This window comes from Amycolatopsis eburnea, assembly GCF_003937945.1.
Classification (GTDB): domain Bacteria; phylum Actinomycetota; class Actinomycetes; order Mycobacteriales; family Pseudonocardiaceae; genus Amycolatopsis; species Amycolatopsis eburnea.
In genome coordinates this window covers 267,431-293,205 of sequence record NZ_RSEC01000046.1, presented here as the reverse complement: position 1 = coordinate 293,205, position 25,775 = coordinate 267,431, and the positions used below count along the sequence as shown (strand labels likewise).

At 71.2% G+C, this 25,775-nt stretch carries 28 protein-coding genes; 11 read left to right on the top strand and 17 right to left on the bottom strand.

Annotation, left to right across the window (positions count from 1 at the left end; all coding sequences use genetic code 11):
* The first annotated feature begins 16 nt into the window (after nucleotides 1-16).
* On the top strand, nucleotides 17-274 hold the full coding sequence (locus EIY87_RS20645) for a hypothetical protein (protein ID WP_125310609.1): 258 nt from the start codon (nucleotides 17-19) through the stop codon (nucleotides 272-274).
* A gap of 27 nt (nucleotides 275-301) precedes the next feature.
* Here the strand turns inward: EIY87_RS20645 and map are convergent, their stop codons facing one another.
* A complete protein-coding gene (gene map, locus EIY87_RS20640) occupies nucleotides 302-1,087 on the bottom strand; it encodes a type I methionyl aminopeptidase (protein WP_125310607.1) in 786 nt (261 codons plus the stop codon).
* A gap of 109 nt (nucleotides 1,088-1,196) precedes the next feature.
* Here map and murJ point away from each other — a divergent pair, with 109 nt between their 5' ends.
* Together murJ and EIY87_RS20630 are read left to right on the top strand one after the other, a co-directional pair.
* Nucleotides 1,197-2,978, top strand: coding sequence for a murein biosynthesis integral membrane protein MurJ (murJ, locus tag EIY87_RS20635; protein ID WP_225439958.1), 1,782 nt, complete (start codon nucleotides 1,197-1,199; stop codon nucleotides 2,976-2,978).
* Between the two features lie 126 nt (nucleotides 2,979-3,104).
* Nucleotides 3,105-3,593: a hypothetical protein gene (locus EIY87_RS20630; RefSeq protein ID WP_125310605.1), complete on the top strand. Its 489-nt coding sequence runs from the start codon at nucleotides 3,105-3,107 to the stop codon at nucleotides 3,591-3,593.
* Here EIY87_RS20630 and EIY87_RS20625 read toward each other — a convergent pair.
* Nucleotides 3,557-4,930, bottom strand: a complete 1,374-nt coding sequence (locus tag EIY87_RS20625; protein ID WP_125310603.1) for a purine-cytosine permease family protein — start codon at nucleotides 4,928-4,930, stop codon at nucleotides 3,557-3,559. The two genes, EIY87_RS20630 and EIY87_RS20625, sit on opposite strands and share 37 nt — an antisense overlap.
* A gap of 136 nt (nucleotides 4,931-5,066) precedes the next feature.
* Nucleotides 5,067-6,026: a chitinase gene (locus tag EIY87_RS20620; RefSeq protein WP_191984196.1), complete on the bottom strand. Its 960-nt coding sequence runs from the start codon at nucleotides 6,024-6,026 to the stop codon at nucleotides 5,067-5,069.
* A 229-nt stretch (nucleotides 6,027-6,255) separates the two neighbouring features.
* Here EIY87_RS20620 and EIY87_RS20615 point away from each other — a divergent pair, with 229 nt between their 5' ends.
* Nucleotides 6,256-7,533, top strand: coding sequence for a GGDEF domain-containing protein (locus tag EIY87_RS20615; protein WP_125310601.1), 1,278 nt, complete (start codon nucleotides 6,256-6,258; stop codon nucleotides 7,531-7,533).
* A gap of 6 nt (nucleotides 7,534-7,539) precedes the next feature.
* Here EIY87_RS20615 and EIY87_RS20610 read toward each other — a convergent pair whose 3' ends face one another.
* The gene (locus tag EIY87_RS20610) at nucleotides 7,540-8,502 is read right to left on the bottom strand and encodes an isopenicillin N synthase family dioxygenase (protein WP_125310599.1); all 963 of its coding nucleotides are present in this window, start codon (nucleotides 8,500-8,502) and stop codon (nucleotides 7,540-7,542) included.
* A 20-nt stretch (nucleotides 8,503-8,522) separates the two neighbouring features.
* Nucleotides 8,523-8,981, bottom strand: coding sequence for a nucleoside deaminase (locus EIY87_RS20605; protein WP_125310597.1), 459 nt, complete (start codon nucleotides 8,979-8,981; stop codon nucleotides 8,523-8,525).
* Between the two features lie 111 nt (nucleotides 8,982-9,092).
* On the opposite strand from EIY87_RS20605, the gene EIY87_RS20595 reads away from it, so the two are divergent.
* Nucleotides 9,093-10,049 (top strand): helix-turn-helix transcriptional regulator, encoded by a 957-nt coding sequence (locus EIY87_RS20595; protein ID WP_191984195.1) that lies wholly within the window; start codon nucleotides 9,093-9,095, stop codon nucleotides 10,047-10,049.
* Here EIY87_RS20595 and EIY87_RS20590 read toward each other — a convergent pair.
* The 3 genes from EIY87_RS20590 to EIY87_RS20580 are packed head-to-tail and all read right to left on the bottom strand — an operon-like array spanning nucleotide 10,046 to nucleotide 12,340.
* Complete coding sequence (locus EIY87_RS20590) at nucleotides 10,046-11,134, bottom strand: winged helix DNA-binding domain-containing protein (protein WP_125310592.1); 1,089 nt, start codon at nucleotides 11,132-11,134, stop codon at nucleotides 10,046-10,048. The genes EIY87_RS20595 and EIY87_RS20590 overlap by 4 nt on opposite strands.
* The gene (locus tag EIY87_RS20585; RefSeq protein ID WP_125310590.1) at nucleotides 11,131-11,694 is read right to left on the bottom strand and encodes a DinB family protein; all 564 of its coding nucleotides are present in this window, start codon (nucleotides 11,692-11,694) and stop codon (nucleotides 11,131-11,133) included. Before EIY87_RS20585 ends, EIY87_RS20590 begins: the two co-directional genes overlap by 4 nt.
* Before the next feature lie 31 nt (nucleotides 11,695-11,725).
* Nucleotides 11,726-12,340, bottom strand: coding sequence for a TetR/AcrR family transcriptional regulator (locus EIY87_RS20580; RefSeq protein ID WP_125310587.1), 615 nt, complete (start codon nucleotides 12,338-12,340; stop codon nucleotides 11,726-11,728).
* Nucleotides 12,341-12,464: 124 nt separating this feature from the next.
* Between EIY87_RS20580 and EIY87_RS20575 the strand changes: the two genes are divergently transcribed.
* Both EIY87_RS20575 and EIY87_RS48930 read left to right on the top strand, forming a co-directional pair.
* On the top strand, nucleotides 12,465-13,172 hold the full coding sequence (locus EIY87_RS20575; protein ID WP_125310585.1) for a hypothetical protein: 708 nt from the start codon (nucleotides 12,465-12,467) through the stop codon (nucleotides 13,170-13,172).
* Between the two features lie 61 nt (nucleotides 13,173-13,233).
* Nucleotides 13,234-13,356, top strand: coding sequence for a hypothetical protein (locus tag EIY87_RS48930; protein ID WP_263855615.1), 123 nt, complete (start codon nucleotides 13,234-13,236; stop codon nucleotides 13,354-13,356).
* Nucleotides 13,357-13,397: 41 nt separating this feature from the next.
* Here the strand turns inward: EIY87_RS48930 and EIY87_RS20570 are convergent, their stop codons facing one another.
* The 3 genes from EIY87_RS20570 to EIY87_RS20560 all read right to left on the bottom strand — a co-directional run bounded on the left by EIY87_RS20570 (nucleotide 13,398) and on the right by EIY87_RS20560 (nucleotide 15,626).
* Complete coding sequence (locus EIY87_RS20570; RefSeq protein ID WP_125310583.1) at nucleotides 13,398-14,186, bottom strand: MerR family transcriptional regulator; 789 nt, start codon at nucleotides 14,184-14,186, stop codon at nucleotides 13,398-13,400.
* A complete protein-coding gene (locus EIY87_RS20565) occupies nucleotides 14,180-14,980 on the bottom strand; it encodes an alpha/beta fold hydrolase (protein WP_125310581.1) in 801 nt (266 codons plus the stop codon). The genes EIY87_RS20570 and EIY87_RS20565 overlap by 7 nt, the downstream gene beginning before the upstream one ends.
* A gap of 88 nt (nucleotides 14,981-15,068) precedes the next feature.
* Nucleotides 15,069-15,626, bottom strand: coding sequence for an SMI1/KNR4 family protein (locus EIY87_RS20560; RefSeq protein WP_125310579.1), 558 nt, complete (start codon nucleotides 15,624-15,626; stop codon nucleotides 15,069-15,071).
* A gap of 1,162 nt (nucleotides 15,627-16,788) precedes the next feature.
* Here EIY87_RS20560 and EIY87_RS20555 point away from each other — a divergent pair.
* Complete coding sequence (locus EIY87_RS20555) at nucleotides 16,789-17,229, top strand: barnase inhibitor (RefSeq protein ID WP_225439957.1); 441 nt, start codon at nucleotides 16,789-16,791, stop codon at nucleotides 17,227-17,229.
* Between the two features lie 220 nt (nucleotides 17,230-17,449).
* On the opposite strand, the gene EIY87_RS20550 is transcribed toward EIY87_RS20555, so the two are convergent.
* On the bottom strand, nucleotides 17,450-18,046 hold the full coding sequence (locus tag EIY87_RS20550; protein ID WP_125310577.1) for a TetR/AcrR family transcriptional regulator: 597 nt from the start codon (nucleotides 18,044-18,046) through the stop codon (nucleotides 17,450-17,452).
* Between the two features lie 72 nt (nucleotides 18,047-18,118).
* Between EIY87_RS20550 and EIY87_RS20545 the strand changes: the two genes are divergently transcribed.
* Nucleotides 18,119-18,487, top strand: a complete 369-nt coding sequence (locus EIY87_RS20545) for a DUF1330 domain-containing protein (protein ID WP_125310575.1) — start codon at nucleotides 18,119-18,121, stop codon at nucleotides 18,485-18,487.
* A complete protein-coding gene (locus tag EIY87_RS20540; protein WP_125310573.1) occupies nucleotides 18,487-19,230 on the top strand; it encodes an alpha/beta fold hydrolase in 744 nt (247 codons plus the stop codon). The genes EIY87_RS20545 and EIY87_RS20540 overlap by 1 nt, the downstream gene beginning before the upstream one ends.
* Before the next feature lie 52 nt (nucleotides 19,231-19,282).
* Here EIY87_RS20540 and EIY87_RS20535 read toward each other — a convergent pair whose 3' ends face one another.
* Together EIY87_RS20535 and EIY87_RS20530 are read right to left on the bottom strand one after the other, a co-directional pair.
* Complete coding sequence (locus EIY87_RS20535) at nucleotides 19,283-22,417, bottom strand: PA14 domain-containing protein (protein WP_125310571.1); 3,135 nt, start codon at nucleotides 22,415-22,417, stop codon at nucleotides 19,283-19,285.
* 459 nt (nucleotides 22,418-22,876) lie between these two features.
* Nucleotides 22,877-23,182 carry a hypothetical protein gene (locus EIY87_RS20530; RefSeq protein ID WP_125310568.1) on the bottom strand — a complete coding sequence of 102 codons (306 nt, stop codon included), beginning with the start codon at nucleotides 23,180-23,182 and terminating at the stop codon, nucleotides 22,877-22,879.
* Between the two features lie 141 nt (nucleotides 23,183-23,323).
* Between EIY87_RS20530 and EIY87_RS20525 the strand changes: the two genes are divergently transcribed.
* Nucleotides 23,324-23,641 (top strand): helix-turn-helix domain-containing protein, encoded by a 318-nt coding sequence (locus EIY87_RS20525; protein ID WP_225439956.1) that lies wholly within the window; start codon nucleotides 23,324-23,326, stop codon nucleotides 23,639-23,641.
* Here EIY87_RS20525 and EIY87_RS20520 read toward each other — a convergent pair.
* From EIY87_RS20520 to EIY87_RS20510, 3 genes are read right to left on the bottom strand one after another with little or no spacing between them, the layout of a single operon-like run.
* Nucleotides 23,590-25,080 (bottom strand): amidase, encoded by a 1,491-nt coding sequence (locus EIY87_RS20520; protein WP_225439955.1) that lies wholly within the window; start codon nucleotides 25,078-25,080, stop codon nucleotides 23,590-23,592. The two genes, EIY87_RS20525 and EIY87_RS20520, sit on opposite strands and share 52 nt — an antisense overlap.
* Nucleotides 25,077-25,364, bottom strand: coding sequence for a hypothetical protein (locus tag EIY87_RS20515; RefSeq protein WP_125310562.1), 288 nt, complete (start codon nucleotides 25,362-25,364; stop codon nucleotides 25,077-25,079). The genes EIY87_RS20520 and EIY87_RS20515 overlap by 4 nt, the downstream gene beginning before the upstream one ends.
* Before the next feature lie 5 nt (nucleotides 25,365-25,369).
* On the bottom strand, nucleotides 25,370-25,747 hold the full coding sequence (locus EIY87_RS20510) for a cupin domain-containing protein (protein ID WP_125310560.1): 378 nt from the start codon (nucleotides 25,745-25,747) through the stop codon (nucleotides 25,370-25,372).
* Between the last annotated feature and the right edge of the window lie 28 nt (nucleotides 25,748-25,775).

Sequence of the window (25,775 nt, the reverse complement as noted above, 5' to 3'; positions counted from 1 at the left end):
GGAGAAAGGCGATCCGGTGTCCGGTTCAGGAGTCGAGCTCACCCACCGCGCGATGGCGATGCTGAGGGCGGTGGCGGCGGGACGCGCGCAGATGTCGTGCAGCTGCGAGCCCGACCTGTTCATCGACGGATTCGCCTGCTGCGATCAGATGACCGCCCACGCGCTCGCCCACGGCGGCTACCTGCGGCCCGCCGTCGAAGCCGCCGCCGGGCGGGTGCCGGCCGAGCTCACCGAGGCCGGCCGGGCCGCGCTGGAGATCACCGTCGCCGCCTGACGCGGGTCACGCAGCGTCGCGGATCGCTCAGCTGTTCCCGAGCTCCGCTTCGCGCCTGGTCAGCACGCGGGGCGCGTCCTCGGTGACCGCGACCGTGTGCTCGGAGTGCGCCGTGCGGGAGCCGTCGGCCGAGCGGATGGTCCAGCCGTCGGGGTCGAACACGATCCGGTCGGTGGTGCGCGCGAACCACGGCTCGAGCGCCAGCGTCAGGCCCGGCTTGAGCTGCATCCCGCGGCCGGCCTTGCCCTTGTTGGGGACGTGCAGGTCCTCGTGCATGGTGCGGCCGATGCCGTGGCCGCCGAACTCGGTGTTGACCGGGTAGCCGTACTCGCGGGCCACCGCCCAGATCGCCGCGGAGATGTCGCCCAGCCGGTTGCCGGGGCGGGCCGCCTCGATCGCCGCTTCCAGCGCTTCCTCGGTGGCGCGGATGATCCGCAGGTCCTCCTCGGCGGGGGTGCCGACGATGACCGTGCGCGCCGAGTCGGCCGTCCAGCCGTCGACGCTCACCGCGAGGTCGGCGGTGAGCACGTCGCCGTCGCGCAGCACGTAGTCGTGGGGGAGGCCGTGCAGCACGGCGTCGTTGACCGACAGGCAGATGACGTTGCGGAACGGGCCCTTGCCGAAGGACGGCGCGTAGTCCCAGTAGCACGACTCCGCCCCGCGCCGCTTGATCATGCCGCGCACGTGGTGCTCCAGGTCCATGAGGTTGACGCCCACGTCGGCGAGCCGGCCGACCTCGGTCAGCACCTCGGCGACGAAGCGCCCGGCGACGTGCATGCGGTCGACTTCCGCCGGCGTCTTCAGTTCGATCACGTGAACCTCTCGGTGCCCGGTTGGTATAGTTATACCGGAACCGTAGCACGAATCCGGTATAGGAATACCAGTCGGGGACGAAACCCGTCCGACCTGGCAGGCTTGGGCCATGGCGGAACCCCCACCACCCGTGGACGACGACGCGACGGTCCTCCTCCCGCGCGAGCTGCGCGGCCCGCACTGGCCGACGCGTGACCTCGACGTCTCCCGGCGGCCCTACGACGAGTTCGCGACCCAGATCGTCGCGCGCCCGCCCGCGTCCCCGGTCAGCGCCGGCCGCGGCGAGGGCGCCGGCTCGTCGCTGGCCCGCTCGAGCGGGCGGATGGCGGTCGCGTCCGCGGTCAGCCGGGTCACCGGGTTCGTCGCCAAGCTGCTGCTGGCCGCCGTGGTCGGGACCGGCGTGGTCAACGACTCCTTCACCGTCGCGAACACGCTGCCCAACATCGTCTTCGAGCTGCTCTTCGGCGGCGTGCTCGCCAGCGTCGTCGTCCCGCTGCTCGTGCGGTCCCACGACGACCCGGACGGCGGCCGCGCCTACACCCAGCGGCTGATCACGATGGCGCTGGTGCTGCTCACCGTCGGCACCGCGGTCGCGGTGGCGATCGCCCCGCTGTTCACCGCGCTCTACGTCGACAAATCGTCCGCGGAGGCCAATCCCGGGCTGACCACCGCGCTCGCGTACCTGCTGCTGCCGCAGATCCTCTTCTACGGCCTCTTCGCGCTGCTGTCGGCGATCCTCAACGCCCAGAACGTCTTCGGCCCGCCGGCCTGGGCGCCGGTGCTCAACAACGTCGTCGTCACCGGCACGCTCGTGGTGTTCGCCGTCGTGCCGGGGGAGCTGACCCTCGACCCGGTCCGGATGAGCGACCCGAAGCTGCTCGTGCTCGGCCTCGGCACCACGCTCGGCATCGTGGCCCAGGCCGTCGTGCTGATCCCGGCGTTGCTGCGCACCGGGTTCCGGTTCCGCTGGCGCTGGGGCTTCGACCCGCGGATCAAGGAGTTCGGCGGGCTCGCCGCGTGGATCCTGGGCTACGTCGTGGTCAGCCACGTCGGGTTCGTCGTCACCACCCGGGTGCTGACCGGCGGCACCAGCGGCGGGGTCACGGCCTACAGCTACGCGTCGCTGCTTTTCCAGCTGCCGTACGGGATCCTCGGCGTTTCGCTGCTGACCGCACTGATGCCGCGGATGAGCCGCGCCGCCGCGGACGGGGACACGGGTTCGCTCGTCGGCGACCTTTCGCTCGCGTCCCGGATGTCCACGGTGCTGTTCGTGCCCATCTCGGCGGTGCTGGCCGTGGTCGGCACCCCGGTCGGCATCGCGATCTTCACCTGGGGCCGCGGCACGCTGGCGGACGCCGAGCGGCTCGGCCAGACCCTCGCCGTCTCGGCCGTCGGGCTGCTGCCGTTCGCGCTGGTCATGTTGCAGCTGCGGGTGTTCTACGCGATGAAGGACGCCCGGACGCCGACGTTGATCATGCTCGTGATGACCGCGGTGAAGATCCCGCTGCTGCTGCTCTGCCGGGGACTGCTCGACGGCGAGCACATCGTCTACGGCGTGATGCTCGTCAACGGCGCCGGGTTCGTGGTCGGCGCCGTGCTCGGCCAGGTCTGGCTGTGGGTCCGGCTCGGGCACCTGCGCAGCAAGCGGTCGCTGCGGGTCGGCCTGATCGTGCTGGGGGCGAGCGCGCTCGGCGTCGGGGCCGCGGTGCTCGCCGGCTACGCGGTGCCCGGCTCGCTCGGCGCGATCGCGGGCGCCTGGGTGAAACTGCCGGTCCAGACCTTGCTCGGGATGGCCGTCCCGTTCGGGTTGCTGGCGCTGCTGAAGCTCCCCGAATTCACCCCCGTGACGCGGCGCGTGGCCGGTCTCCTGCGGCGCCTCTCGCCTCGTTGACGACTACGGCCACCGACCGCGATCGGATGTCTCGAAACGATTACGAGACCGCTGCGATCAGCGCGTTTACAATTCCGGCGCGGCTTCCTACGATCACCCGGATCAGCGATGGGGCGGAGGTCGTGCATGACGCGCAGCGCGCGCAGGCGGCGGGATCGGGTCACGGTCGACGAACTGCTGCGGGCCGCCGGGGCGCGGCCGCGCAAACCCGGTTCGCGCTCGGCCGAAGCGGCGGCCCGGCGTGGCACCGAGCCCGAGCCGCGCGGTTCCGGCGGCCGGCTCGTGCTGGCGGCGGCGGTCGTCGTCGTGCTGGGCGGGCTGGTGCTCGCGCTGGCGACGCGGCCGGAACCCGTGCCCGGCTCGACGCAGTTCCCGCAGCTGCAGCCGGCCACCGGCGTCCCGTCGTCGAGCGCGGTCGCCGCGCCGACGACCACGACGACGCCGTCCCCGGTGATGATGCACGCGCGCCGGACGCCGGACCCCACGCCGACGCCGACCGTGACGGTGCAGCTGCCGCCGCCGTCGACGGCCACGGTCACCCTCCCGGCGCCGACGTTCGACTGGGGCCGCTGCTCCCCCTACGGCTGCCGCCGCGACGGCACGCCGGTGCGCTGACGGCGCAGGAGCAGGTAGGTCCCGGCGGCGAGCGCGAACCCGGCCGCGAACGTCAGGTCACCGGTCCCGGGCACGGCTTTCGGGATCGGCGCGGTGTAGAGCGCCTGGTTCGCGAACAGGCCGACCGACGCCACCAGCCCGACGAGGAACGCGGTGAACCCGGCGGTGTTGCGGTGGCCCCTGTCGGCGAGCAGCGCGCCGAAGTCGGTGCCGCGGCGCAGGTGGTGGTCGGCCAGCAGCACGCCGAGCCACGGGCCGATCCAGTAGGCGATGACCAGCAGGAAGTTCTCGTAGGCGTGGCCGGCGTCGGCGAGGCCCAGCCAGGCCAGTACGAACCCGACCGCGCCGAAGGCGAGCGCGACGACGGCGCGGCGCCAGGCCAGCGGCAGCCGGACCCCGAGGGCGAGGAAGGCGAGCGCGCCCGAGTAGACGTTCAGGACGTTCGCCGCGACCGCGCCGAGCGTGATGGCCAGCAGCGTCGCCGCGGCGAGGAGCCCGGGCAGGTGCCCGGTGAACGCCGTCGCCGGGTTGGTGTCGTCCGGGCCGCCGATGGTCGCCGACGCGGCGCCGGCGAGCATCAGGACGGTGGTGGACAGGAACAGCCCGAGCCCGGCGTAGCGGCCGATCGCGCGTTTCGACGCGGTTTTCGGCAGGTAGCGCGTGTAGTCGGCGGCGTAGGGGTTCCAGCCCGCGGTGTAGCCGAACGCGGTGCCGACGGTGAGCAGGAACCCGCCGACGCTCCCGGTGTTCGCGGTGGGGCCCGACTTCGTGAAGACGACGACGCTCGCCGCGGCGAACACGACGGCGAGGACGGCGAAGACGTACTTTTCGTAGGCCTGCACGAGGTTGTGCCCGAAGAAGGCGATGGCGATCTGCAGCGCGACGACCAGCACGAGGCACGCGAGCACCGGCAGCCCGGTGAGGCCGGCGAGGGCGAAGGCGCCGCTGACGCTGTTGACGGCGAACCACCCGATCCCCGCCATGACCGACATCAGCGCGGCGGGCAGCAGGTTGCCGCGGTAGCCGAACGCGGCCCGCCCGAGCACCATCTGCGGCACGCCGTACCGCGGCCCGCGCGCGGACAGGACGCCGTGCGCGAGCGCGCCCAGCCCGTTCCCGACGACGGCCGCGAGCGCGGCCTGCCAGAAGGTCAGCCCGAAGGCGGTGACCGCGAGGACGCCGACGAAGACCGTGGCGAACTCGAGGTTGGGGGAGGCCCAGGTCCAGGCCAGTTGCCGCGGCGTCCCGTGCCGGTCGGCGTCGGCGACGGGCTCGACCCCGCCGGGCTCGACGGCCACCACCTTGTCGCCGTAGCCGGCGTCCTCGGTCCTCGTCATGGGAGGACGGTAAGCGGTGGAAGTTGCGGCGGTGTGACGGTTTCGCAGTTCCCGGTGACCGGTACCCGCGAAGACCCCCTCACCGGCCCCGATGCCGGTGAGAGGGCCTCCGACAGCCCCACTACGGGTTCGGGGGTCAGCCGGTGTAGCCGGCGACGATCTTCGTGAACGCGTACTTGTCCTGCGTGATCCCGCTGCACTCGCCGCCGCCGCTGCAGTCGCGGTTGGTGGCCCAGAACGTGAAGCGGGCCAGGTGGTGGCTCGTCGCGTAGCTGCGGATGGAATTGAAGTTCGACACCGTGACGGTTTCGCCCGCGTTGTCGGTCTTGCCGTTCATCGAGGAGAGGCCGCTGTGCCGGTAGGCGGTGTCGTCGCTCCAGCCGAACGTGGTCTTGAGCTGGTTCTTCAGCCCGTCGACCGCGGACTTCGTCATCGCGGCCATGTCGCCGCCGCTGGAGAAGTCGAACGGCATGACCGACCAGACGTCGACCGGCGCGCCGATCGCCTTGGCCTGGTTGATCAGGCGCTTGCCCCACGAGTCGGGGCCGGTCGTGGTGGTGCCGATGGTGATGACGACCTTCAGGTTCGGGTTCTTCTGCTTGGTCAGCTTGACCGCGTTGAGGATGCGGTCCTGCACGGTGTTGTTCTGGAACTCGTCGGTGTTCTCGATGTCGAGGTCGATCGCCTTGAGGCCGTAGGCGTCGATCACCTTCTGGTACGCGCCCGCCAGCGCCGAGGCCGACGTGCACTTCGAGCCCAGCTTCGTGCCGGACCAGCCGCCGAAGGACGGGATCACGTCCCCGCCCGCGTTGCGGATGTTCTGGATCATCGTCTTGTCCGAGCCGGTCAGCGAGCGGCTGCCGTCCCACTTCGGGTTGCAGGTGCCGTCCGACAGGACGAAGGCGAGGGTAAACGCTTTCACGCCGGTCGCGGACATCGCCGCGGTCGGGCTGGTCTGGCCGCCCCACTGGTACAGGTACGGGGAGGCGAGCACCGGGTCCACCGCGGCCATGGCCTGCGGGGCGAGGCCGACCGCCGTCGCCATCGCGGCTCCGGCCGCGACCGCGAGGGTGACCAGACGGCGCACTGGGTTCATGGGGGTCCTCCAAACTAGCTGGATGGAGCACCTCCGGTTTGAGGCGGCGGGATCAACCCGGGAGGAGTGCTGTGTGCCACCACACAGTGGACTAGACCAATGTTGCGTGTCAACCCTTCTTCGGTCGGAAAATGACGGACGGTGCGCGGACGGCTCCCGAGCGTCGGCGCGTGTGAGATTCCCCTGAAGGCGGATCGACAGCGCCGGGCATTCCGGCTACTTTGCCGAAATGGTGGGGGATTCGGTCGCCGCCGGCGGAGGGCGCCGCCCGGGCCGGCTGCTGCCCGCCGTCGTGCTGGGGCGCTGGGCGCTGTGGCGGCTGCCGCGCCGCGGCCAGGTCCTCTACCTCGTCACTGTCGACGTCCTCGCCGTCGCCGCCGTCGCGCTCGCCGCCGTCCGGTTCCCGCCGCTGCCGGGGCTGCTCGGGCCGTTCGCGCTGCTGCTGGGCGGGATGCTGGTGTCCGCCGAGCTCGCGCGGCCGGTCGAGCGCCACCGCGAAGACACCCTCCTCGGTCCCGGCGTCGACACGCCGTGGGTCTTCGCCGGCGTGCTGGTGCTCCGGCCCGGCTTCGCGGTCGCCCTGATCGCGCTCTCCGCGCTGCACCAGTGGTTCCGGGTCCGCAGAAGACCCGTGTACCGGCAGGTGTTCGGCGCCGCGGCGACGGCACTGGCCGGTCTCGTCGCGGGCGCGTTCCTCACCGCGACCGGCGTCCGGCCGCTCGGCGAGGTCCTCGATTCCCGCACCGTGCTCCTGCTCGCCGTCGCCGGCGTGGTGTTCCTCGCGGTGAACGCCGCGCTCGTGACCGCCGCCGACGGCCCCCGCCGCCCGCGCGAAGCCGCGCCGGGCCACGCTTTCGACGCCGCGATGACCGCGTTCGGCCTGCCGCTGGCCTGGGCCGTCGTCGCCGCCCCGCTCCTGGTGCCAGTGCTGGCCGGCGCCACCGTCGTGCTGCACCGCGGCGGCCTCGGCCGCGGCCGCCGCGACCACGTCACCCTCGACCCCGGCACCGGCGTGCTGACCGCCGCGTCGTGGCGCGGCGCCGCCGAAGCCCAGCTGGACCGCCTCGGCGGCCACGGCGCCGGCCCGGCCGTGCTGCTGCTCGACCTCGACCACTTCCGCCGGCTCAACGACCGCTACGGCCCCCGCGTCGGCGACGCGGTCCTGCGCGCGGTCGCCGACACGCTGCGCGACGAGGTCCGCGCTGCCGACCTCGTCGGCCGCTCCGGCGGCGAGGAGTTCGCCGTCCTGCTGGCCGGCACCGGCCGCTTCGACGCGATGGCCATCGCCGAACGCATCCGCCTGCGCATCGCCTCGACCCTGGTGGCGCTGAAGGCCTCGGGCGACGGCCCCCAGTTCGTCGGCGTGACGGCGTCGATCGGCGTCGCGGCCTGCCCGGCCGACGGTGAGTTGGCGGACGTGCTGTTGGCGGCGGAGGCGGCGTTGTTGCGTGCGAAGGCGGCGGGGCGGAATCGGGCGTTGTGCGCGGAGCCTGAGCCGGAGCCGTGAGCCGGCTCAGCCGACCGTGATCGCGGCGAGCTTCTCCCGCAGGTACTCCGCCGCGATCACCTCGGGGTAGGTCCGCTTGCCCAGCGGCGGCCCCAGCGACGTGATCCGGGCGTCGTGGTCGGTCTCGTAGAAGAAGATCAGCGAGACCAGGTCCTCGTCCGGGGCCGTCGCCGCGGGCGGGAGGACGCGGTGGCGGGTCGAGCGCCAGCGGTCGCCGGTCCAGCGGGCCATCAGGTCGCCGATGTTCACCGTGAACGCGTCCGGGTGGAACGGCGCGTCCTCCCACTCGCCGTCGGCCGTGCAGACCTGCAGCCCGCCGACGCCGGCCTGGCGGTCCAGCACCGTGACCGTGCCGAAGTCGGTGTGGGGGCCGATCCGGAACTGGTCCGGCGCCGGCGCGCCGACGTGCGTCATCGGCGGGTACCAGTTGATGTTGAACGTGTACGTCGGGTGCGCCGTGTGCCGCGTGAAGTGGCTTTCGGCCAGGCCGAGCGCCGCGGCGAAGATCTCCAGCAGGTGGTCCGACAGCGCGCGCATCCGGCGCATGTACTCCGTCGCCGTCTCGGCGAAGCCGGCCACCTCGCCGGGCCAGACGTTGGGCTGGAACCAGAACCCGTCGACGTCGGCGACGCCCACGCCTTCGTCCGCGCCGGCGGAGTAGGACTCCTTGAGGTCCGGCGGGGTCTCGGTGCCCTCGGCGTAGCCGTTGGCCTCGACCCCGGGCGGCAGCCAGCCGCGGCCGCCGACCGTGACCGCGTAGCGCTGCTTGACGTCCTCGGGCAGCGCGAAGAACTCCCGCGCCAGCTCGCGCGTGCGGCGGCGCAGGTCGTCCGGCACGCCGTGCCCGGTGACCAGCAGGAACCCGGACTCCCGCAGCGCGCGGTCGATCCGGCCGGCCACGTCGGCGCGGCCTTCGGACGTCCCGCCGAACCACGGCGAAAGGTCCACGAGCGGAACGGTTGACGGCATACCGGCTCCTCGCAACTGTCCTATTCGGACTTCTCGACCCCGATGTCCTCGAACCACAGGTCCGGGCGCGCGGCGATGAACTCGGTCATCAGCGCGGTGCAGGCGGGATCGTCGAGCAGGGTGATCCCCACGCCGAGCCCGGCGAGCCAGTCGTGCCCGCCGTGGAACGTCGTGGCCTCGCCGATGACGACGCGCCCGATCCCGAACTGACGGACGAGCCCGGAGCAGTACCAGCACGGCGAAAGCGTCGTGACCATGATCGTGTCGCGGTAGTGCGGGCGGCGGCCGGCGTTGCGGAACGCCGCGGTTTCGGCGTGCATCGACGGGTCGCCGTCCTGCACGCGCCGGTTGTGCCCGCGGCCCAGCAGGGTGCCCGCGGTGTCGAACAGCGCGGCCCCGATCGGCACGCCGCCTTCGGCCTTGCCCAGCTCGGCTTCCTCGCGGGCGACGGCGAGCAGGGCGTGCGGGTCGATCGGCATGCGCCACTCTTTCCGGCGGAGGCGGTGCCTGGCAAGTGTTTGACCGCACGGCTGCACCATCCGGCGGATCGAGGACCGGAACTGTCCTCGATGTCTGGCACACTGCGTGTCATGTACGGCACTTCGGAACGCCTGCTCCGGCTGCTCTCGCTGCTGCAGGCGCGGCGCGACTGGCCGGGTGCGGACCTCGCGTCGCGGCTCGAGGTCGACGTCCGCACGATCCGCCGCGACGTCGAGCGGCTGCGGTCCCTCGGCTACCCGGTGCACGCGACGCCCGGGGTGGCCGGCGGCTACCGGCTCGGCGCGGGTGCCGCGCTGCCGCCGCTGCTGCTGGACGACGACGAAGCCGTCGCGGTCGCGGTCGGCCTGCGCACGGCGGCGACCGGCACGGTCGGCGGCATCGAGGAGACGTCGGTGCGCGCGCTGGCCAAGCTGGAGCAGGTGCTGCCCGCCCGGCTGCGGCCGCGGGTCGGCGCCGTGGCCGCGGCGACGGTCTCGCTGCCCGGCGCCGGCCCGACGGTGGACGCGTCGGTGCTGACCGCGATCGCCGCGGCCTGCCGGGACCACGAGCGCCTGCGCTTCGGCTACGGCGACCGGAGCGGCGCGGAGACCGAACGCTCGGTCGAGCCGCTGCGCCTGGTCTGCACCGGACGGCGCTGGTACTTGGTCGCCTACGACCTCGACCGCGCCGGCTGGCGCACCTTCCGCGTCGACCGGATCACCGGCGTGCCCGCCGCGAGCTTCCGCTTCACCCCGCGCGAACCCCCGGCCGACGACCTCGCGGCGTACGTCTCGCGCCAGATCTCGTCGGCGCCGTACGTTCACCAGCTCGTGCTGCGCGTGGCCGCCCCGGCCGAGGAGGTCGCCCGGCGCGTCCCGCCGACCACCGGCGCCGTCGAGGCGATCGACGAGCACTGCTGCCGGGTGCGGACCGGGGCGAACACCCTCGACACGGTCCCGTACTACCTCGCCCAGTGGGGCTTCGACTTCGTGGTCGAGGAGGCCCCGCCGGGTCTGGTGGAACGGCTGCGGGAAGTGGCGGAGCGGTTCGCGCGGGCGGTCGGCTAGGCGGGATCGATCCGGACGCGGTCGCTTTCGCCGTCGGAAAGGAACGCGGCCAGCGCGCTGCCTTCCGCTGTGACCTCGGCGCGTTCCGCTTTCGCGAACCGCCGCAGCGGCCGCACCACGACGGTGTCCTCGTCGACCGTCCAGGTCGCCGACACCCGGCCGTCCACCAGCACCACCCGCTCGCCGGCCACCGAAAGCCCGCGGTGGGCGTCGTCGATGATCCGGCTCCGGTCGTCGTAGCCGAGGATCGCGTTGTCGAACGCCGGCAGGAACCGCGCCGGCGCCGGCGTGCCCGCGTCCGGGCGCGGGGCGTCCGGCAGGTCCAGCAGCTCGCGGCCGCGTTCGTCGCGGAAGACCACCAGCTCCTCGCGCACGGCCTTCACCGCCGCCGGCAGCCCGGCCAGGCCGCTCCACGCGCGCAGGTCGGCCGTCGCCGCCGGCCCGAACGCCGCCAGGTAGCGCCGAACCAGCGCCCGCCCGACCTCGTCGTCCCCGGCGAGCGGGTCGACGTCGCGGCCGAGCCACGCCGGCAGCGGCAGGTTCCGCACGCCCGCCTTGACGCGCCACAGCCCGCGCGGCGGCAGCTGCGCCATCGGGATCAGCGCGGCGACCAGCATTTCCCCGAGCGGCCGCGGTCCCGCGTCCGGCCACCGATCGGCGACCGCGCGGGCGAGCTCGCCCATCGAGCGCGGCTCGCCGTCGGCCAGCACCGCGCGGCCCGCCGCCGCGAGCTCACCGAGGTCGACCCCGGCGAGCTCGCGGCGGTAGGTGCCCAGGACGCGCTGGCGCAGCATCGCGTCGAACCGCGTCCGCCACGCCAGGACGTCCTCGGCGGCGAGCAGGTGGACGGTGCGGCGCATCAGGTGCGTCCGCACGACGCGCCGCCCGGTCAGCAGCTCCGACAACGCCGCCGGGTCGAACGCGCGCAGCCGCGACCACAACCCGGTGAACGGCTCCTGCGGCTCCTGCGCCTGCAGGCCGCCGAGGTGCGCGACGGCGTCGTGCACCGGCAGCCCGGCGCGCTCGAGCAGGAGCTGGCGGGCGAGCGTGGCGCGGTTGAGCGCCCGCGTGTCCAGGACGGTCACGTCGCCTTCCGGCCGTCCAGCGCCTCGCGGATGATGTCCGCGTGCCCGGCGTGCTGCGCGGTCTCGGTGATGACGTGCAGCACCGCCCGCCGCGCGCTCCACACGGTGCCGGGCCGGTTCCACGGCGCGTCGGGCAGCGGGTGCGTCACGGCCAGGTCGGGCAGGCTCGCGATGATGTCCTCGCTGCGCTTGGCGACGTCTTCGTAGCGCGCGAGCACGGCCGCCAGCGTGTCGCCGGGCAGCATCCGGAACTCGTTCTGGTGGTCGATCACCCACTGCGGGAACTCGCGGGCGGTGCCGGCCGCGATGTCCGCCCAGGTGACGCCGTCGGGGAGGTCGTAGCGCATCGCGGAGGGGCCTTCGAGGGCGAAGCGCAGCCAGTTCTCCTCCATGGAGGCGACGTGCTTGAGCAGCCCGCCCAGGCACAGCGCGCTGACGGTCGGCTGCGCGCCCGCCTGCTCGTCGGTGAGGTCGCGCGCCGCCGTGATCAGCGCGGCGCGGGCCGCGGCCAGTTCGGCGATGAGGTCGTTGCGTTCGGTGTCGTTCTGCACGAGGACCACTCTGACAGGGGAAGCGGACAGGTTGCGTCCGCTATTGCGGCGCCACGCCGAGCATCCGCAGCACCAGCCCGCCGTACTCCTTGCCGAGCGCGGCGGGCGTCTGCCGGGCGCGCTCGCTGTACCAGCGGGCGACGTCGACCCCGAGGGAGAGCACCGCGCGGGCCGAGATGTGCGGGTCCGACACGGTGAACACGCCCTCTTCGACGCCGTCCGCGATCACCTTGCGCACGATCCGCTCGATCCGCCGCCGCAGCTCGGCGACCACCTCGAACTCCTGCTCGGGCAGCGCCTGCAGCTCGTACTGGACCACGCGGGCGACGGTGTGCCGCCGCGCGTGCCAGGCGACGAAGTCCTCGACGATCAGCCGGATCCGCTCGACGGGATCGGACACCTTCGCGACGACGTTCTCGACCAGCGCGAGGGTCTGCTCGTGCCCGTACCGGCTGATCGCGAAGAGCAGCGCGGCCTTCGACGGGAAGTGCACGTACAGCGCGGCGGGCGACATCCCGGCGGCCCCGGCGATGTCCCGCGTGGTGGTGGCGTGGTACCCCCGCTTGGCGAAGGCCTCGACCCCGGCGAGCATCAGCCGCCGAGCGGTCTCCGGCTGCACGTCCGGCCACAGTTCGGCCGACAGCGACATCGTCATCCGGTGATCCTCCCAAACAGCCCCGCTCCACGGCGGTCCCGACGGCCGGCCGGGACACCGTAATTGTAAGCAACCGCTCAGTGGAGTTCTTGCTGCGTGGGGCTGTCGGTGCGGTAACGCCGGCGTGAGAGCTGACGATCAAGCTGCCGACCAAGGGGGAGACATGTACAAAACCGTCGCGCTCGCGTGCCTGGCAGTGCTCCTCGCCGGCTGTGCGGGCACCGAAGCCGCGACGTCTCCGGCGCCGTCGAGTCCGGCACCGACGTCGTCAGCGACGTCGACGCCGACGCCGGTCGTTAAGGACGCCACGGTCTACTTGCCGGTAGAGGATGACGTGGACAAGGCAGGTCTGGCCGTGGAAACGAAGCCGATCGCCTACGTGATCGGTGAGCACACGCCGTTCCACCTCCTCCAGGCGTGTGGTGGCCTGCCCTCGGACCAGTCGGTGCAGCGGGCGGCGCAGGGCATCAACTACGTGCCCGGCGGCGGGAAGGGTGCTTTCCACCAGCTGGTAGCGGAGTACGCGGGCGTGACCGGCGCCGACGTCGTGGCGAGCGTGAAGCAGGCGACAGCGTGCCGGAAGGCGACGTTCCACGACGAGCAGTTCGCCATCGTCGGCGACTTCTCGGTACCCGAGCTGGCCGACCCGCAGGCGGGCTTCTGCGCGAACCTGCGCCCCGGCTACCTGGTGCGTTGCGTTTTGGTCCTGAGTCATGGCAACCGTGCCACGTCGATCACTTTCGAGGGCAAGTGGAGTGACAGCGTGAAAGCGGTGAAGGCACTGGCCACGAAGACGGCCCCGCTGTACGTGGCCGCGTTCGACCGCCAGTAGTTCTCTTTGAACTATCCACGCCCGACATCAATGAGCCGATAAGTCGCGAACTGGTGCGGCGATGGGCCCGGCCGATCTGCCGAGGCCGTTCGACGCGCGGACGTGGCCGGGGTGCCAGGCGGCCGGCCTGAAGTACCGGGCTTCGGCCGATTTGGGTGAAGTGCTCTTCAACTACTGGGACTGACGCCGTGGGTGAGCCCGCGCCCAGCGGCAACGCGGCTCCTGTCAGCGGTGCTGGGTGACGTCTTCCTCCGGCGCCGCGTCCACGCGTTCGAGTTTCGTCCAGCCGGTCCAGCCGCGCGTTCTCAGCAGCTCGATCAGGCGGCGAGCCGGCGGGGCGGTGTCGAAGGCCAGGGCGTCCATCAGCTCGGCGAACGGCGGCTCGACGTCGGGGTCGCCGACAGCGTGCTCGGCCATGTGCGTGATGTAGGTGGCCAGCTTGTCGGCCAGTTCGACCAGCTCCGGATCGCCGTCGGCTCGGTCTAGGGCCGCTCCCAAGGTGAGGTAGAAGTCGATGAGGGGTGGGTCGGCGATCTGCTTCCGCTTGCGCGCCGCCCACTCGGGGACCCGGTCGGGTGAGTGCGCGGCGAGCAGGATCCAGCCGTCCCGCTCGACCTGGATGATCCGCTCGTCGACGCCGAGCGCGCGCAGCCGGTCGAGGATTTCGACCACCTCGGTGGGCAGGGCCAGACTGTCTCCGGAGGCGATGCGGCGGATCTGCTGGCGATGCCGCTGCCGCTGCCGGATTTCCGCCCGCAGCCGGTTGTCGATGTCGGTGACCGCCGCGCCGAACTCCGCTTCGCCGGCCTGGAGCAGCTCCCGCACCCGTGACAGCGGGACTCCTGCCTCGGCGAGGGTCCTGATCCTGATCAGCTCGACCACGGCGCCGGCGTCGTACCTCCGGTACCCGGAGCGGTCGCGTCCGGGTTCCGGCAGCAGCCCCTTGGCGTGGTAGTGCCGCACCGCGCGCACCGTGACTCCCGCGTACGACGCCAGTTCGCCGATGGTCAGCATCGGTCCAGTGTCCTCGGCATCTGCGTATCGCAGATCAGCCGGGCGATCTCCGGAGCGTGGGTGAGGACGAGCCGGTGGTCGGCGTCGAGCCACGACGTGGTGACGTGCGGCCGCTCGCGCACGAGCCGCTCGATGCCGGCCCGCCAGTTCTGGTTGCGCCACCGCGTACGCGCGTCATCGCTGGTGCCCGCCATCGACGTGGACATGATCAGGTGGATCGGCTGGTCGATCGTCTGGTAGAGGTCGAGGATGCCGGAGCGCACCGCCTCGACCTGGAGGTTGACGTCGAGGAAGTCGTGCGGGTTCAGGAGTACCTGACGCGGAGTGCCCTTGACCGGCTCGAGTTCGTGCCGCAGTCCTTCCGCCATCGCTTGGAAGTCCGGCAGGTCGGCGTCGGTGAGGAACGGTTCGGGCGTCGGGTTCGCGCCGTCGACGAGAACGAGCCCGGCCACAGTGCCCGGGTGCTCGGCGGCGTAGTGCACGGCCAGGTCCGCGCCGAGTGAGTGTCCCACGAGGAGGGGTGAGCGATGTTCCAGCGCCGTCATGACGGCGTCGAGGTCGCTGAGGAACGCCTCGAAGGTGTACTCGTCGGCGGGCGTGGAGAGTCCGTGGCCGCGGAGGTCGAAGGTCGTCACGTCGTAGTCGCGGCGCAGCAGGTCGGTCAGCTCGTGCAGGTCGGCTTGTGTGGTGAGGAGTCCGGGGCACAGGACCAGCGGCCGTCCTCGGCCGCCGCGGGAGACTGAGATCGTGACGCCGTTGTGGTGGACTTCGAACTGACTGGCTTTCGTCGTCATGGCGACCATGCTGCGGGGTTGACCCTGCGTCGGGGTCAACCCCGCGGTAGACATCGAGGCAGCCGGAAGACACTCTCGGGAGCCGATTTCAGCACAGGTCGAGGAGGACGAGTGTGCTCTCTTCGGTGGTGGCGTGCCCGGTTTCGATGAGGTCGGCGACGCGGGTGAGGAACGCGGTGAGCGATGGTGCTTTGGGCTTGTCCAGGACCGGCACGTTGGCGCGGAAGGCGACCTGCCCTGAGGTGCCGCGTTCGCCGGGGTCGAGGTCCACGAAGTAGCAGTCGCCCTCGAAGGCGAGGAACGGCAGCCATTTTTCGGACCAGACGGTCCACCGGTAGTAGGCGGGCTGTTCCACGGGAGTGGCCATATCGCTGACTGCGTCGGTCAGCATGCGGTGCATCCCGATCATTTCGTCGATGGTGAGGAAGTGGTGGAAGTTGAGCGGGCCGTACAGTTGGTCGGGGTCGTCCTGGCCGGCCGAGGCGCGCAGCAGGGCGCAGAGATCGACCGGGAGGGTGAGGCCGGTTTTGGTGGCGAGCCGATCGAGGTCGTGGTCGGTCGCGCCGGGCAGGAAGGGTGCGGTGTCGGGGAGCAACCGCTCGATGATGCCTCGCAACCGTGCGAACTGGCGAGCGGTGTGGTTCATGACGGCCAGTCTGCCGGATGCGCTCGTCTGTCATGAGGCGTTCTGGTGAACGGCCGGTCATCGGCATGACGGATCTGAGCGCGCGATCGGAGGCACAGCAGATCACGACAGGTACCGTTGCCGGCTGTATGTTGGCATCGAGGTAAAGAGTGGGTCGGCTCTGATGGGATTGAGTTGAAACGCGCGCGGGAGATATCATGGATACGGACGTTGTCATTCGAGAATTCAATGGATCGATTGTTCGGCCTGCGAGTGAGCTGAACATCCGAATAACGGTAGTTGGCCTTCGGTCTGGTGAACACCTCGTTCTGGAACACGATGGTGAACACGGGAAAGTTGATGTGCACTATGTCCAAGCCAGGCTTCGGCCAGAGGGTGGCTATCAGGTTGAATATCGAGCGGGAAGTGCGACAGAACACTTTCAGACATTGACAGATTCTCAGGATGACGTGGTCGCGGCCCTTGCTGGCTGGGCGAAGGGCGACTCCTCGTGGCGAGACAAGTTCGAGTGGAAGTCGATCGGCGAATGGTTCAGTCGTCAGTAAACGTTTTTAGCGCAGTTTACGTATTTGTGGGTCGTAGCATATCAGCGAAAGACCTCTTGCTGTTTTAGTGGCGTATGCTGATACGTTGTCGGCCATCTCGTGGATCATGCTGAAATAGAATATCGGTCCGCTCGCATTGCTGATCAACGATGAACATGTCCATGGGCATGTATCTAGGTTTTCGGTGCTCAGGTCTGGCCATTTTTCGAGTAATGTTTCTACATAGCGTATGATTGTCGGGGTCGGTGGCACTGCGGCTTCGGTGACGATGTATTGTTCATACAGTTTCGAAAAGAGTCTCTCGGCCCATCGGTCGGCTGAAGGGTGGGGCCCTCCCACACTGCCAAGTCGTAGCTCATGCTGGCATGGTCCCATGGGTGCCGGAGACCTTGGGGCGCGCTCGGAGCAGCAATGCCGGCTGCGGCAACGCGGGAATCGCAGTACAAGGCTGGTGTGCAGGCCGGGTGGCGATCTGGAGACCGGGAGCCGCGGTGCGCAGGATCCGGCGGGCAACGACCGGATCCTGCATCGCTTGCAGGAAGTTCCTCATTGCTGCAGAGCACCTGTCCAGTACGCGATTGGTTCGTTTTGTGCCGATTGGGTGATCCGCAATCGAGGTGAAGAACTTTCACGCCTCTGTGGCCGACCACGGAGACGACCTTCCGGTGTTGATCATCGACGGAGCCTGCTTCGCCGACTTCGACGGGTTCACCCGCGAGTTCTCACGGCTGCTCCGTGACTACACGTGGCGAGGAAATCTTGACGCTTTCGACGACATCCTCGGCGGAGGCTTCGGGACGCCCGACCACGGCTGGGTCCTGCGATGGCTCAACTCCGAGCGGTCCCGGTCCGCACTCGGCTACGACGCGACGATCCGACAGCGACAGCAACTTCTCCTCACCTGCCACCCGTCAAACCGTCCGGCCATCCAAGCCGGCGTTGTCAGGGCGAAACGTGGCGAAGGCCCGACGCTGTTCGATGAGATCGTCGGGATCATCCGCGATCACGGCCTCGAGGGTGACGAGACAGGAACCGGCGTCCACCTGGAACTGCTCTGACCGGTGAACCGGTGGGCGCCGACTCCGCGCGGACGCCTCGTCGGTTGAGCAAGGTCGGACGGTGCTTGCGGCCGGCGGCGGCCGGGCCGTGCCGATCACCTGTGTCGACCGCGAGCGAAACCGATTTGTCCTCGACGCCGGCAGTCCCGGGAGTTACGTGGCGGTGCGGTTCTACGACCCGGGCCCTTGGCGGCCGACTCACCCTGGTCCGGCTGGGGCGCTATGTGGTCAAGGCGCGGCGCCACTGGCCGGTGACGCTTCGGCGTAGCGCCTCCGTGTCGACGCTCTCCGGATCGAGCAGCCGCTGCAACGCGATCCCACGCAGCTGCCCGACAACCGCGGTCGCGACCTCGTCCGCTCCCACGTCCGCCGCGATGTCGCCGGCCGTGATGCCGGCCTCGACGTCTTCGCGCAGGTCCGCGCGGAAGGCTGCGTCCCGTTCGCGGAACGTCGGGGCCAGGTCCGGCTGGGTGGCCGCTTCCGCCCACAGCAGCAGGAAAGCCTGGTTGAACACGCCGATCCGGCCTAGCTCGCCGAGGTAGCCGTCGATCAGGCGCAGCAGGCGGTCCAGGCCGGGGGGCAGGTCCGCCAAGCCCGGGACGAAGCCGGTCTGGGTGGCGCGGGCCAGCCGGTCGACCAGTGCCTGCTTGCCGCCGAAGTGGTGGGTCACGATGCCGCGGCTGTACCCCGCGCGTTCGCCGACGCGGGCGAGGGTCAGGGAGCGGACGCCCTGCTCGACGACGAGTTCGGCGGCGGCCTGCAGTATTGCTGCTTCGGCCTGGTCGCGGCGTTCCTGCTGGGTGCGGCGGGGCGGCATGGGGGGAGCCTAGCAAACTAACTTGCGTGTCGATCAACAAGTATGTGTACAGTGCGACACCAGGAGGTCCTGATGATCGAAGTCGAAGACCACGCCCTCGACGCCCTGCTCGCCGACGACCCGGGCGGTCCGGTCGTGATGCTCAACCTGCTGCGGTTCCGCCCGGACGGCGGCCGCGAAAGCTACCAGCGCTACGCCGAAGCCCTGCGCCGCGAACTCAACCCTCGCTACGGCCTGGAGGTCGAGTACCTCGGGACCGGCGGGCCGGCGCTCGTCGCCGAGGACGGGCAGGCGTGGGACATGGTGGTGCTGGTCCGCTACCCGGACCGGCGGGCCTTCGCGGCCATGGTCCGCGATCCCGAGTACCAGGCGATCACGCACCTGCGCACCGAGGCGCTGGTGGAAGCGGTGCTGCAGCCGACGACGCCGGCGGCGGTCTGATGCCCGCGGTGTTCGTCCACGGAAACCCGGAGACGGCGGCGGTCTGGGACCTGCTGCTGGCCGAGCTTGCCTCGTCGCGTTCGGACCTGGTCTGCCTGTCGCCGCCCGGGTTCGGCGCGCCGCTGCCCGACGGGTTCGGGGCCACCCGGGCGGACTACCGCGACTGGCTGATCGGCGAACTGGAAGCGTTCGGCGAACCGGTGGACTTGGTGGGGCACGACCTCGGTGGCGGGCACGTCGTCAACGTCGTGCTGAGCCGCCCGGAGCTCGTCCGCAGCTGGGTCAGCGACTCGCTGGGGATGTACGACCCCGGCTACGAATGGCACGAACTCGCGCGCCGCTGGCGGACGCCAGGCGACGGCGAGGCCGACGTAGCGGCGCGGTTCGGTGGCACGGCCGAAGCGCGGACGGCGGTTTTGGTGCGGCGGGGGATGGGCCGGGGCGTCGCCGGCCGCGTCGCGGCGGGGCAGGGCGAGGCGATGGGGCGAGCGGTGCTCGCCGTGTACCGGTCCGCCGGCGAGCCCGGCCTGGGCTTGCCGCTGGAACGGGCGGCGGCCCGGCCGGGGCTCGCCATCGTGGCCACGGCCGACCACGTCGCGGGAACCGAAGCGCAACGCCGCCGGGCGGCCGGCCGCGCCGGGGCCCGGGTCGCCGTGCTCGACGGCCTCGGTCACTGGTGGATGACCCACGAGCCGGCCCGCGCCGCCGCGGTGCTGACGGAGTTCTGGGCGACGCTCGGCTGAGGGCGACCTGCGGTGTGGGACCGCGCGCTCAGCGGTCCCACACCGCATGGCTTCAGGAGAGCTGAGCCACCTCCGCGTCCGTCAACGCCTTGCCGACCACGCTGACCTGGTCGACCGCGCCGCTCCAGAAGTCGACGTTGCGGCCGTCGTACTTGGCTCGCCCGACCGTGAACGCACCCGTACTGACCAGCGCCGGTCCGGCCGGGGCCGTCGCGACCTTCACGCCGTCCACGTAGAGCCGGATCTCGTTGCCCGCTCGGACACCCGTGAGTTCGTACCAGCGGCCGATCTCCGGCACCACCTCGTACCGGGCCCGGTTGCCGCCGGGGGTGCTGAACGCGAACGCGCCCTGCCCGTACTGGAGGTAGAACGGGCTTTCCCGCTCGCGGCCGTCCTGGCTCACCGCCGTCGCGTAGTTGCCGGGCAGCGCGTCGAGCCGCACCTTCGCGGACACCGTGTAGTCACCGGTCGTGTCGACGACCGGGCCGTAGGTGTCGGCCGAGCCGCCGGTGAACTGCAGCGCGCCGTCCTTGAAGGCTGCCCCGGTCGGGGTGAGCGTCAGCGGGTTGTTGCCGCCGCTCGAGTCCTTCGCGGTCGTACCCCCTTGCTCGTCGAGGGTCCACGTGCCCTTGCCCGCGTACGGGTACGGCTTGCCCGCGTCGGCGCCGGCCTCGATCACGCGCCGGTTGATCTCGCGGACCGGACCCGGGTCGACCTTGATGCGCTTGCGGTCGTACGTCCAGAGCCCGTTGAGCTCGCCTTCCAGGTCGGTGACCTGCGTGTAGACCGACGCCGAAAGCTCGGCCCGCGCCTGCCCGAGGTAGAACGTGCGGGTGTTGTCGACGTACTTCGCCGTCAGCGCCGCCTTGTCCGCCACGCCGCTGTAGATCGCGATCGGCGCACCCGGCCACTGGTGGCCCGGCGTGCGCAGCGTGAAGCCGCCGTGCTCGCCGTCCATCGCGACGCGCTTGCCGTCGGATCGGGCCGGGTCGGTGTTGTTGTAGTCGTGGTGGTCGATGACGTCGCCCGCGCCCGAGTCGCCCTTGGAGGCACAGCAGTTCACCCCGCTGTGGGCGTTGACGATCCGGCTCGGGTCCGCGGCCTTGACCTGGTCGGTGATCCGGCCGGTGGCGGCCTTGTCCCACTCGCCCCAGCCCTCGTTGAACACGATCCAGGCGTAGATCGACGGGTAGTTCTGCAGCTGGTGCATCTCTTCGAGGCCCTGGCTGAGCCACGCCTGCTGCGCCCCGGGGTCGTTGCCGTCGTCGAGGGACACGAAGTCCTGCCACACCAGCAATCCGAGCTGGTCCGCGTGGTAGTACCAGCGGGCGGGCTCGACCTTGATGTGCTTGCGGACGGCGTTGAAGCCGAGGTCCTTCTGCGCCTTCAGGTCGAAGACGAGGGCGTCGTCGCTCGGCGCGGTGTTGAGGCCGTCCGGGTAGAAACCCTGGTCCAGCTGCATCAGGGAGAAGAACGGCTTGCCGTTGAGCGTCAGCTTGGGGACGCCGTTCACGTTGGTGATGCCGGTGGACCGCATGCCGAAGTAGCTCTTGACCTTGTCGCCGCCCAGCTTGATCTCCAGCTGGTACAGGTACGGGTCGTCCGGCGTCCACAGGTGCGCGTCCGGCACCGGCAGCTTCAGGTTCGCGTTCGCCGGTCCGGTGATCGTGCCGACCTGCCGGCCGCGCGCGTCCTTGGCGACCGCCGTGACGACGGCGTTGCCCGCCGACTTGACGTTCAGCGCGAGCGAGCTGGTGGTGAGGTCGGGGGTCGTCTTGATTTCGTCGATGCCCTGGTCCGCCACGGGTTCCAGCCACACCGTCTGCCAGATGCCCGACGACGGCGTGTAGAAGATGCCGCCGGGGTTGGGGGACTGCTTGCCCTTGGGCTGGTGCGGGCCGGTCGTGTCGGTGACGGCGACGACGATCTCCTGCTCGGCGCCGCGCTTGAGCGCGTCGGTGATGTCCGCGCTGAACGCCGTGTAACCGCCGGTGTGCTCGGCGACGAGCTTGCCGTTGACCCAGACCTTGGCCTGGTAGTCGACCGCGCCGAAGTTGAGCTTGAGGCGCTGCCCGGCGCCGATCCTCCAGTCGCGCGGGACGGTGACCGTGCGGCGGTAGAACATGTGGTCCTCGTGCCGTTCGAGCCCGGAGAGCTGCGACTCGATCGGGTAGGGCACGACCACCTTCTCGGGCAGCTTCTTGCCGAACGTCGGCTGCTGGCCCTCCTTGGCGGCCGAGAACTCCCACGGGCCGTTGAGGTTGAGCCACTGGTCGCGCTCGAGCTGCGGCCGCGGGTACTCCGGCAGCGGGTTGCGCGGGTCGACGTGCTCGCCCCACGGCGTCCGGAGCCGTTCGGCCGAGGCGTTCGCGACGATGCGCCCGGACTTGCCGATCTTCGTGCCGTTCACCGCGAGCGCGCCCGCGCCGTCGTAGTACAGCGTGACCCGCTGGCCCTTCAGCACCTTTTCGGCCAGCTGGATCGTGGCCCGGTCGCGGCCCGCCGTGACGGACGAGACCGGCATCGGCGTCGCGTCGACCTCGATGCGCAGGTGGTCCTTCAGGTCGTTCGTTCCCGAGACGCGGCCGTCGAAGCCGGCCGTGAGGGTGCGGCCGTCGTGGGAGATGTCCGCCGTGCGCGGCACGACGGCGAAGCCGGCCGGCGGCGTGAACGCCGAGAGCGGCACGATCTGCTTCGCGATCGCCGCGCTCGACCAGCGCAGGAACATGTTGGCGCCGCCGGTGTCCTGGAACATCTCCAGCTTGAAGTCGTACTGCTTGCCCGCGGTCAGCGTGACCGGCGCGCTGGTCTGCTCCTTGTCCCAGTCGCCGACCCAGTGGTCGATCACCGGCGCGCCGTCGAGGAACAGCCGGAACCCGTTGTCGCCGATGGCGTAGAACGTGTAGTCGCCGGTCTGCGGCACGGCGAGCTGCCCGGTCCAGCGCGCGGTCGTGTTCTCCGTGCGCCCGGTGACCAGCCCGAAGACCGAGGTCAGGTCGGGGTGGTCGACCTCCGAGTCGAGCGCGGTGCCGGCCAGGGTGGCGAAGTCGTGTGCGCCCGGCGCCGAGGGCGTGAAGTACTCGGCCTTCAAGCCGTGCACGGGCTCGGCGGCGCCTGCGGGCGGCGTGCCGGATGCCACGCCCAGCGCCACCAGGGCGGCGACGAGGACGGAAGCGGCTCTTCTCATCGGCGGGACCCTTCATTTTTACAACGTTGTAAAACGCTACCGGGTGCATCGAAGCAGACATGTCGGACTGCTAACTACCGCCGAATGGCGGTATCTCGGCGGCCGACTGCCCGGTTCGCGGCGGCCATGAAGGAGTTGCGCGCGGGTCCGGCGTGCTCACGCGCGGCACAACGACAAGGGAACCGCGCGCCGGCGAGGGGCGCCGGCGGCATCGCGGTACGAGAGGGCCCCGTCGCCCCGGAGGACGCGGGCGACGGGGCCGGAAGGGAGCGGGCCGGCGGCGCTGCCGCCGGCCGGTTGGCTGTGCGTGATCGACGTGCTTTCGCTGTCACAGCCGCGTTTCGCCGGCTGCCCGGGTAGCGTGCGCGCATCGCGCCACGAGACGCATGGCGGTCCGTCGAGGATCTCGCCCGAAAAGGAATCTGGTCGCTACCCGGCGGCCGGCACCGCGGCGGCGCATCACCTGCCCTTCAAGTGCGCTTCCTTGCCGGTGTCACTGGCGGGCCGCGGAGGGGAGCGCTCCCGCCGCGGGCACGGGGGGACCGGGATCGTCGGCGGTGTCCGGCGGCCTGCGTCGCGGTGGCCGCGCGAGGACGTCCGGTGCCCGGAGGAATCCGGCCGCGGTGCTGGTTCGCGACGAGGCGGGGGTGTCCGGAAGTTCGCGGCCACCATCGCGTCGAACTCCGCGCGGACCCAGTCCGGGTCGGCGCAGATCAGCTCGGCGAACCCGGCGCGAGCGGCCGTTTCGCGTGCGGTGTCCGGCATCGTGAATCACCCCCGGCACGGTGTTGTTCATCCCAACCAGGTCATTCACCACTCACTATTTTCTATAGCGCTGACTGGAGATTGTGTCAAGTGGGTGGGCCGGATAGCCTGAAGCCACCACCAAGGGACGAGGAGTCGTGGGTGGCCGACCTGACGAAGCTGGACGACGAGGACTACCCCGCCTACACCACCGGGCAGGCGGCCAGGATGCTCGGGGTCCAGGAGGCGTTCCTGCGCAGTCTCGACGCCGCCGAGCTGGTGCGCCCCGAGCGTTCCGGCGGCGGGCACCGCCGTTACTCCCGCCGTCAGCTGGCCCTCGCCGTCCGCATCCGCGACCAGCTCGACGAGGGGCACAACCTCGCCGCCGCGGCCCGCATCATCGGCCTGCAGGACGAGCTCACCCAGGCTCACGACACGATCGCCGACCTGCACCGCAGGCTCGGCGACGACACCCGCTGACGGCTCCGGGCGAGGGCGTCTCCCACGCACGCGTCCAGAGCGGCCGCCCACGGGCGGGCCTCCTCGAGCTGCCCGGCGAGGCGGAACAGGGTGGCTTCGCCGCCGAACCGGCCGAGGAAGTGGACGCCGATCGGGAGGCCATCGGTGGTGCGCCACAACGGAACCGACATCGCCGGGTTGCCGGTGATGTTCGCGACCACCGCCGGGTAGGCGACCGTCGGTGCGCCGCGTTCCAGCGCTCGCAAGGGTTCTTCCGGCGTCGAGGTGATCTCGCCGATGCGGGCCGGCGGGGCCGACATCGTGGGCGTCAGCCACGCGTCGAACCCGCCGAGGAATTCCGCGACCACCCGGGAGAAGGCCTGCAGGTCTTCGGTGGCCAGCAGGTAGTCGGCCGCGCTGACGCGCTGGCCCGCTGCCCAGTAGGCCTCGGTCAGCGGTTCCAGGTCGCCGGGGGCCGGGCGGCGGCCCAGCCGGCGGATCCAGTACTCGACGATCCACGCGGTCGCCGCGTTGAACGCCGTTCCGATCGCGGTGCCGACCGCCGGGGTCAGGCCGGGCAGATCCGCTTCGACGAGTTCGTGGCCGAGTGCCGTGCAGAGCGCGACGGCGTCGTCGAGGGCCGCCAGGCAGTCGGGATGACCGAGCGAACCGTCCGGAAGCCGTGGGCTGAACGCGATGCGCAGCCGGCCGGGGGCGGTGGTCACTTCGGCGGCGAACGGCCGGGTCCGCGGTGGCGCCGGGTACGGGTCACCCGGCGCGGGCCCGGCGATGGCGTCGAGCAGGGCGGCGCTGTCGCGGACCGAGCGGGTGAGCGCGTGTTCGGCGGCCCAGCCGCCCAGCACGTCGCCGTACTCCGGGCCGAGCGGGACCCGGGCGCGTGTCGGCTTGAGACCGAACAGCCCGCACGCCGACGCGGGGAACCGCAGCGAGCCGCCGAGGTCGTTGCCGTGGGCCATCGGGACCATTCCGGAGGCGACCGCCGCCGCCGAGCCGCCGCTGGAGCCGCTCGTCGAGCGGTCCGGGGCCCACGGGTTGCGCGTCGGGCCGTGCAGCACCGGTTCGCACGCCGGGACCATGCCGAACTCCGGCGTGTTGGTCTTGCCGAGCAGCACGAGGCCGGCGCCGCGTAGGCGCCGCACCAGCTCGGATTCGGAGCCGGACACGTTGTCCCGCAGGAAAACCGACCCTTCGGTGAACCGGACGCCCGGTACCTCGGTGACGAGGTCCTTGAGCAGGAACGGAACCCCGGCGAACGGGCCGGCCGCGGTGGGCGCGGCGGCCCGCGCCGCGTCGAACATCGGGGTGATGACGGCGTTGAGGAGCGGGTTCAGGTGCTCGACGCGCTCGATGGCGGCGTCGACCAGGTCCGCGGCGGTGAGCTCACCGCCGCGGACCAGCGCGGCCTGCGCGGTGGCGTCCAGTGTGGACAGATCGGTCACGACGGCACCGTCCGGGATCCGTGCGCGGCGTGGACTTCGCCGAGCGGTTCGACCCGGGCCGGGGGCAGCCCGGCATCGGCGATCGCGGCGGCGAAGCCGGGATCGGTGCTGAAGGCCGTGAAATCGGCTTCGGTGGGGCAGGCGTCGAAGACCGTGATGCCGCCGGCGCGCGTCACGCAGGCGTGCAGCAGGATCTGCTCCGGCGGGAACGCCGCGAGGAGCTTGTCGTAGGCGGGCAGCAACTCGGTGGCGTTGCCCTCGAAGTGGTAGGCGGCGAGGTACACGGCGCTCAGCCCGCCTTCGCGGCGGCCAGGTTGCGGCCGACGACGGCCATGGTGGCGGCCAGCGCGGCCGTCGGGCTGAACTCGACCAGTTCGGTGCCGGCGAACACGAGCGGCAAGTGGCCGGGAGCGCCGTAGTAGGTGTCCCCGGCCTGGTAGACCTCGTCGTGGTCGGCGTAGCGGAACACGACCTTCCCGCTGACCACGGTGCCCCAGTGCGGGCACTGGCAGCGGTCGCCGGGCAGGCCGCGGAACAGCGGCGCCGGGTCCAGGTCGGCCTTGTGGGTCTCGTAGCCGACGGTGTACTCGCCGAGTTCGACGTAACGGCCCTCGATCTCGGGCTCGTCGAGGGACAGCGGGGCTTCGGCCTTGCTGGTGCGGGGCATCGGGACTCCTCACGGTGGGTGGACGGTC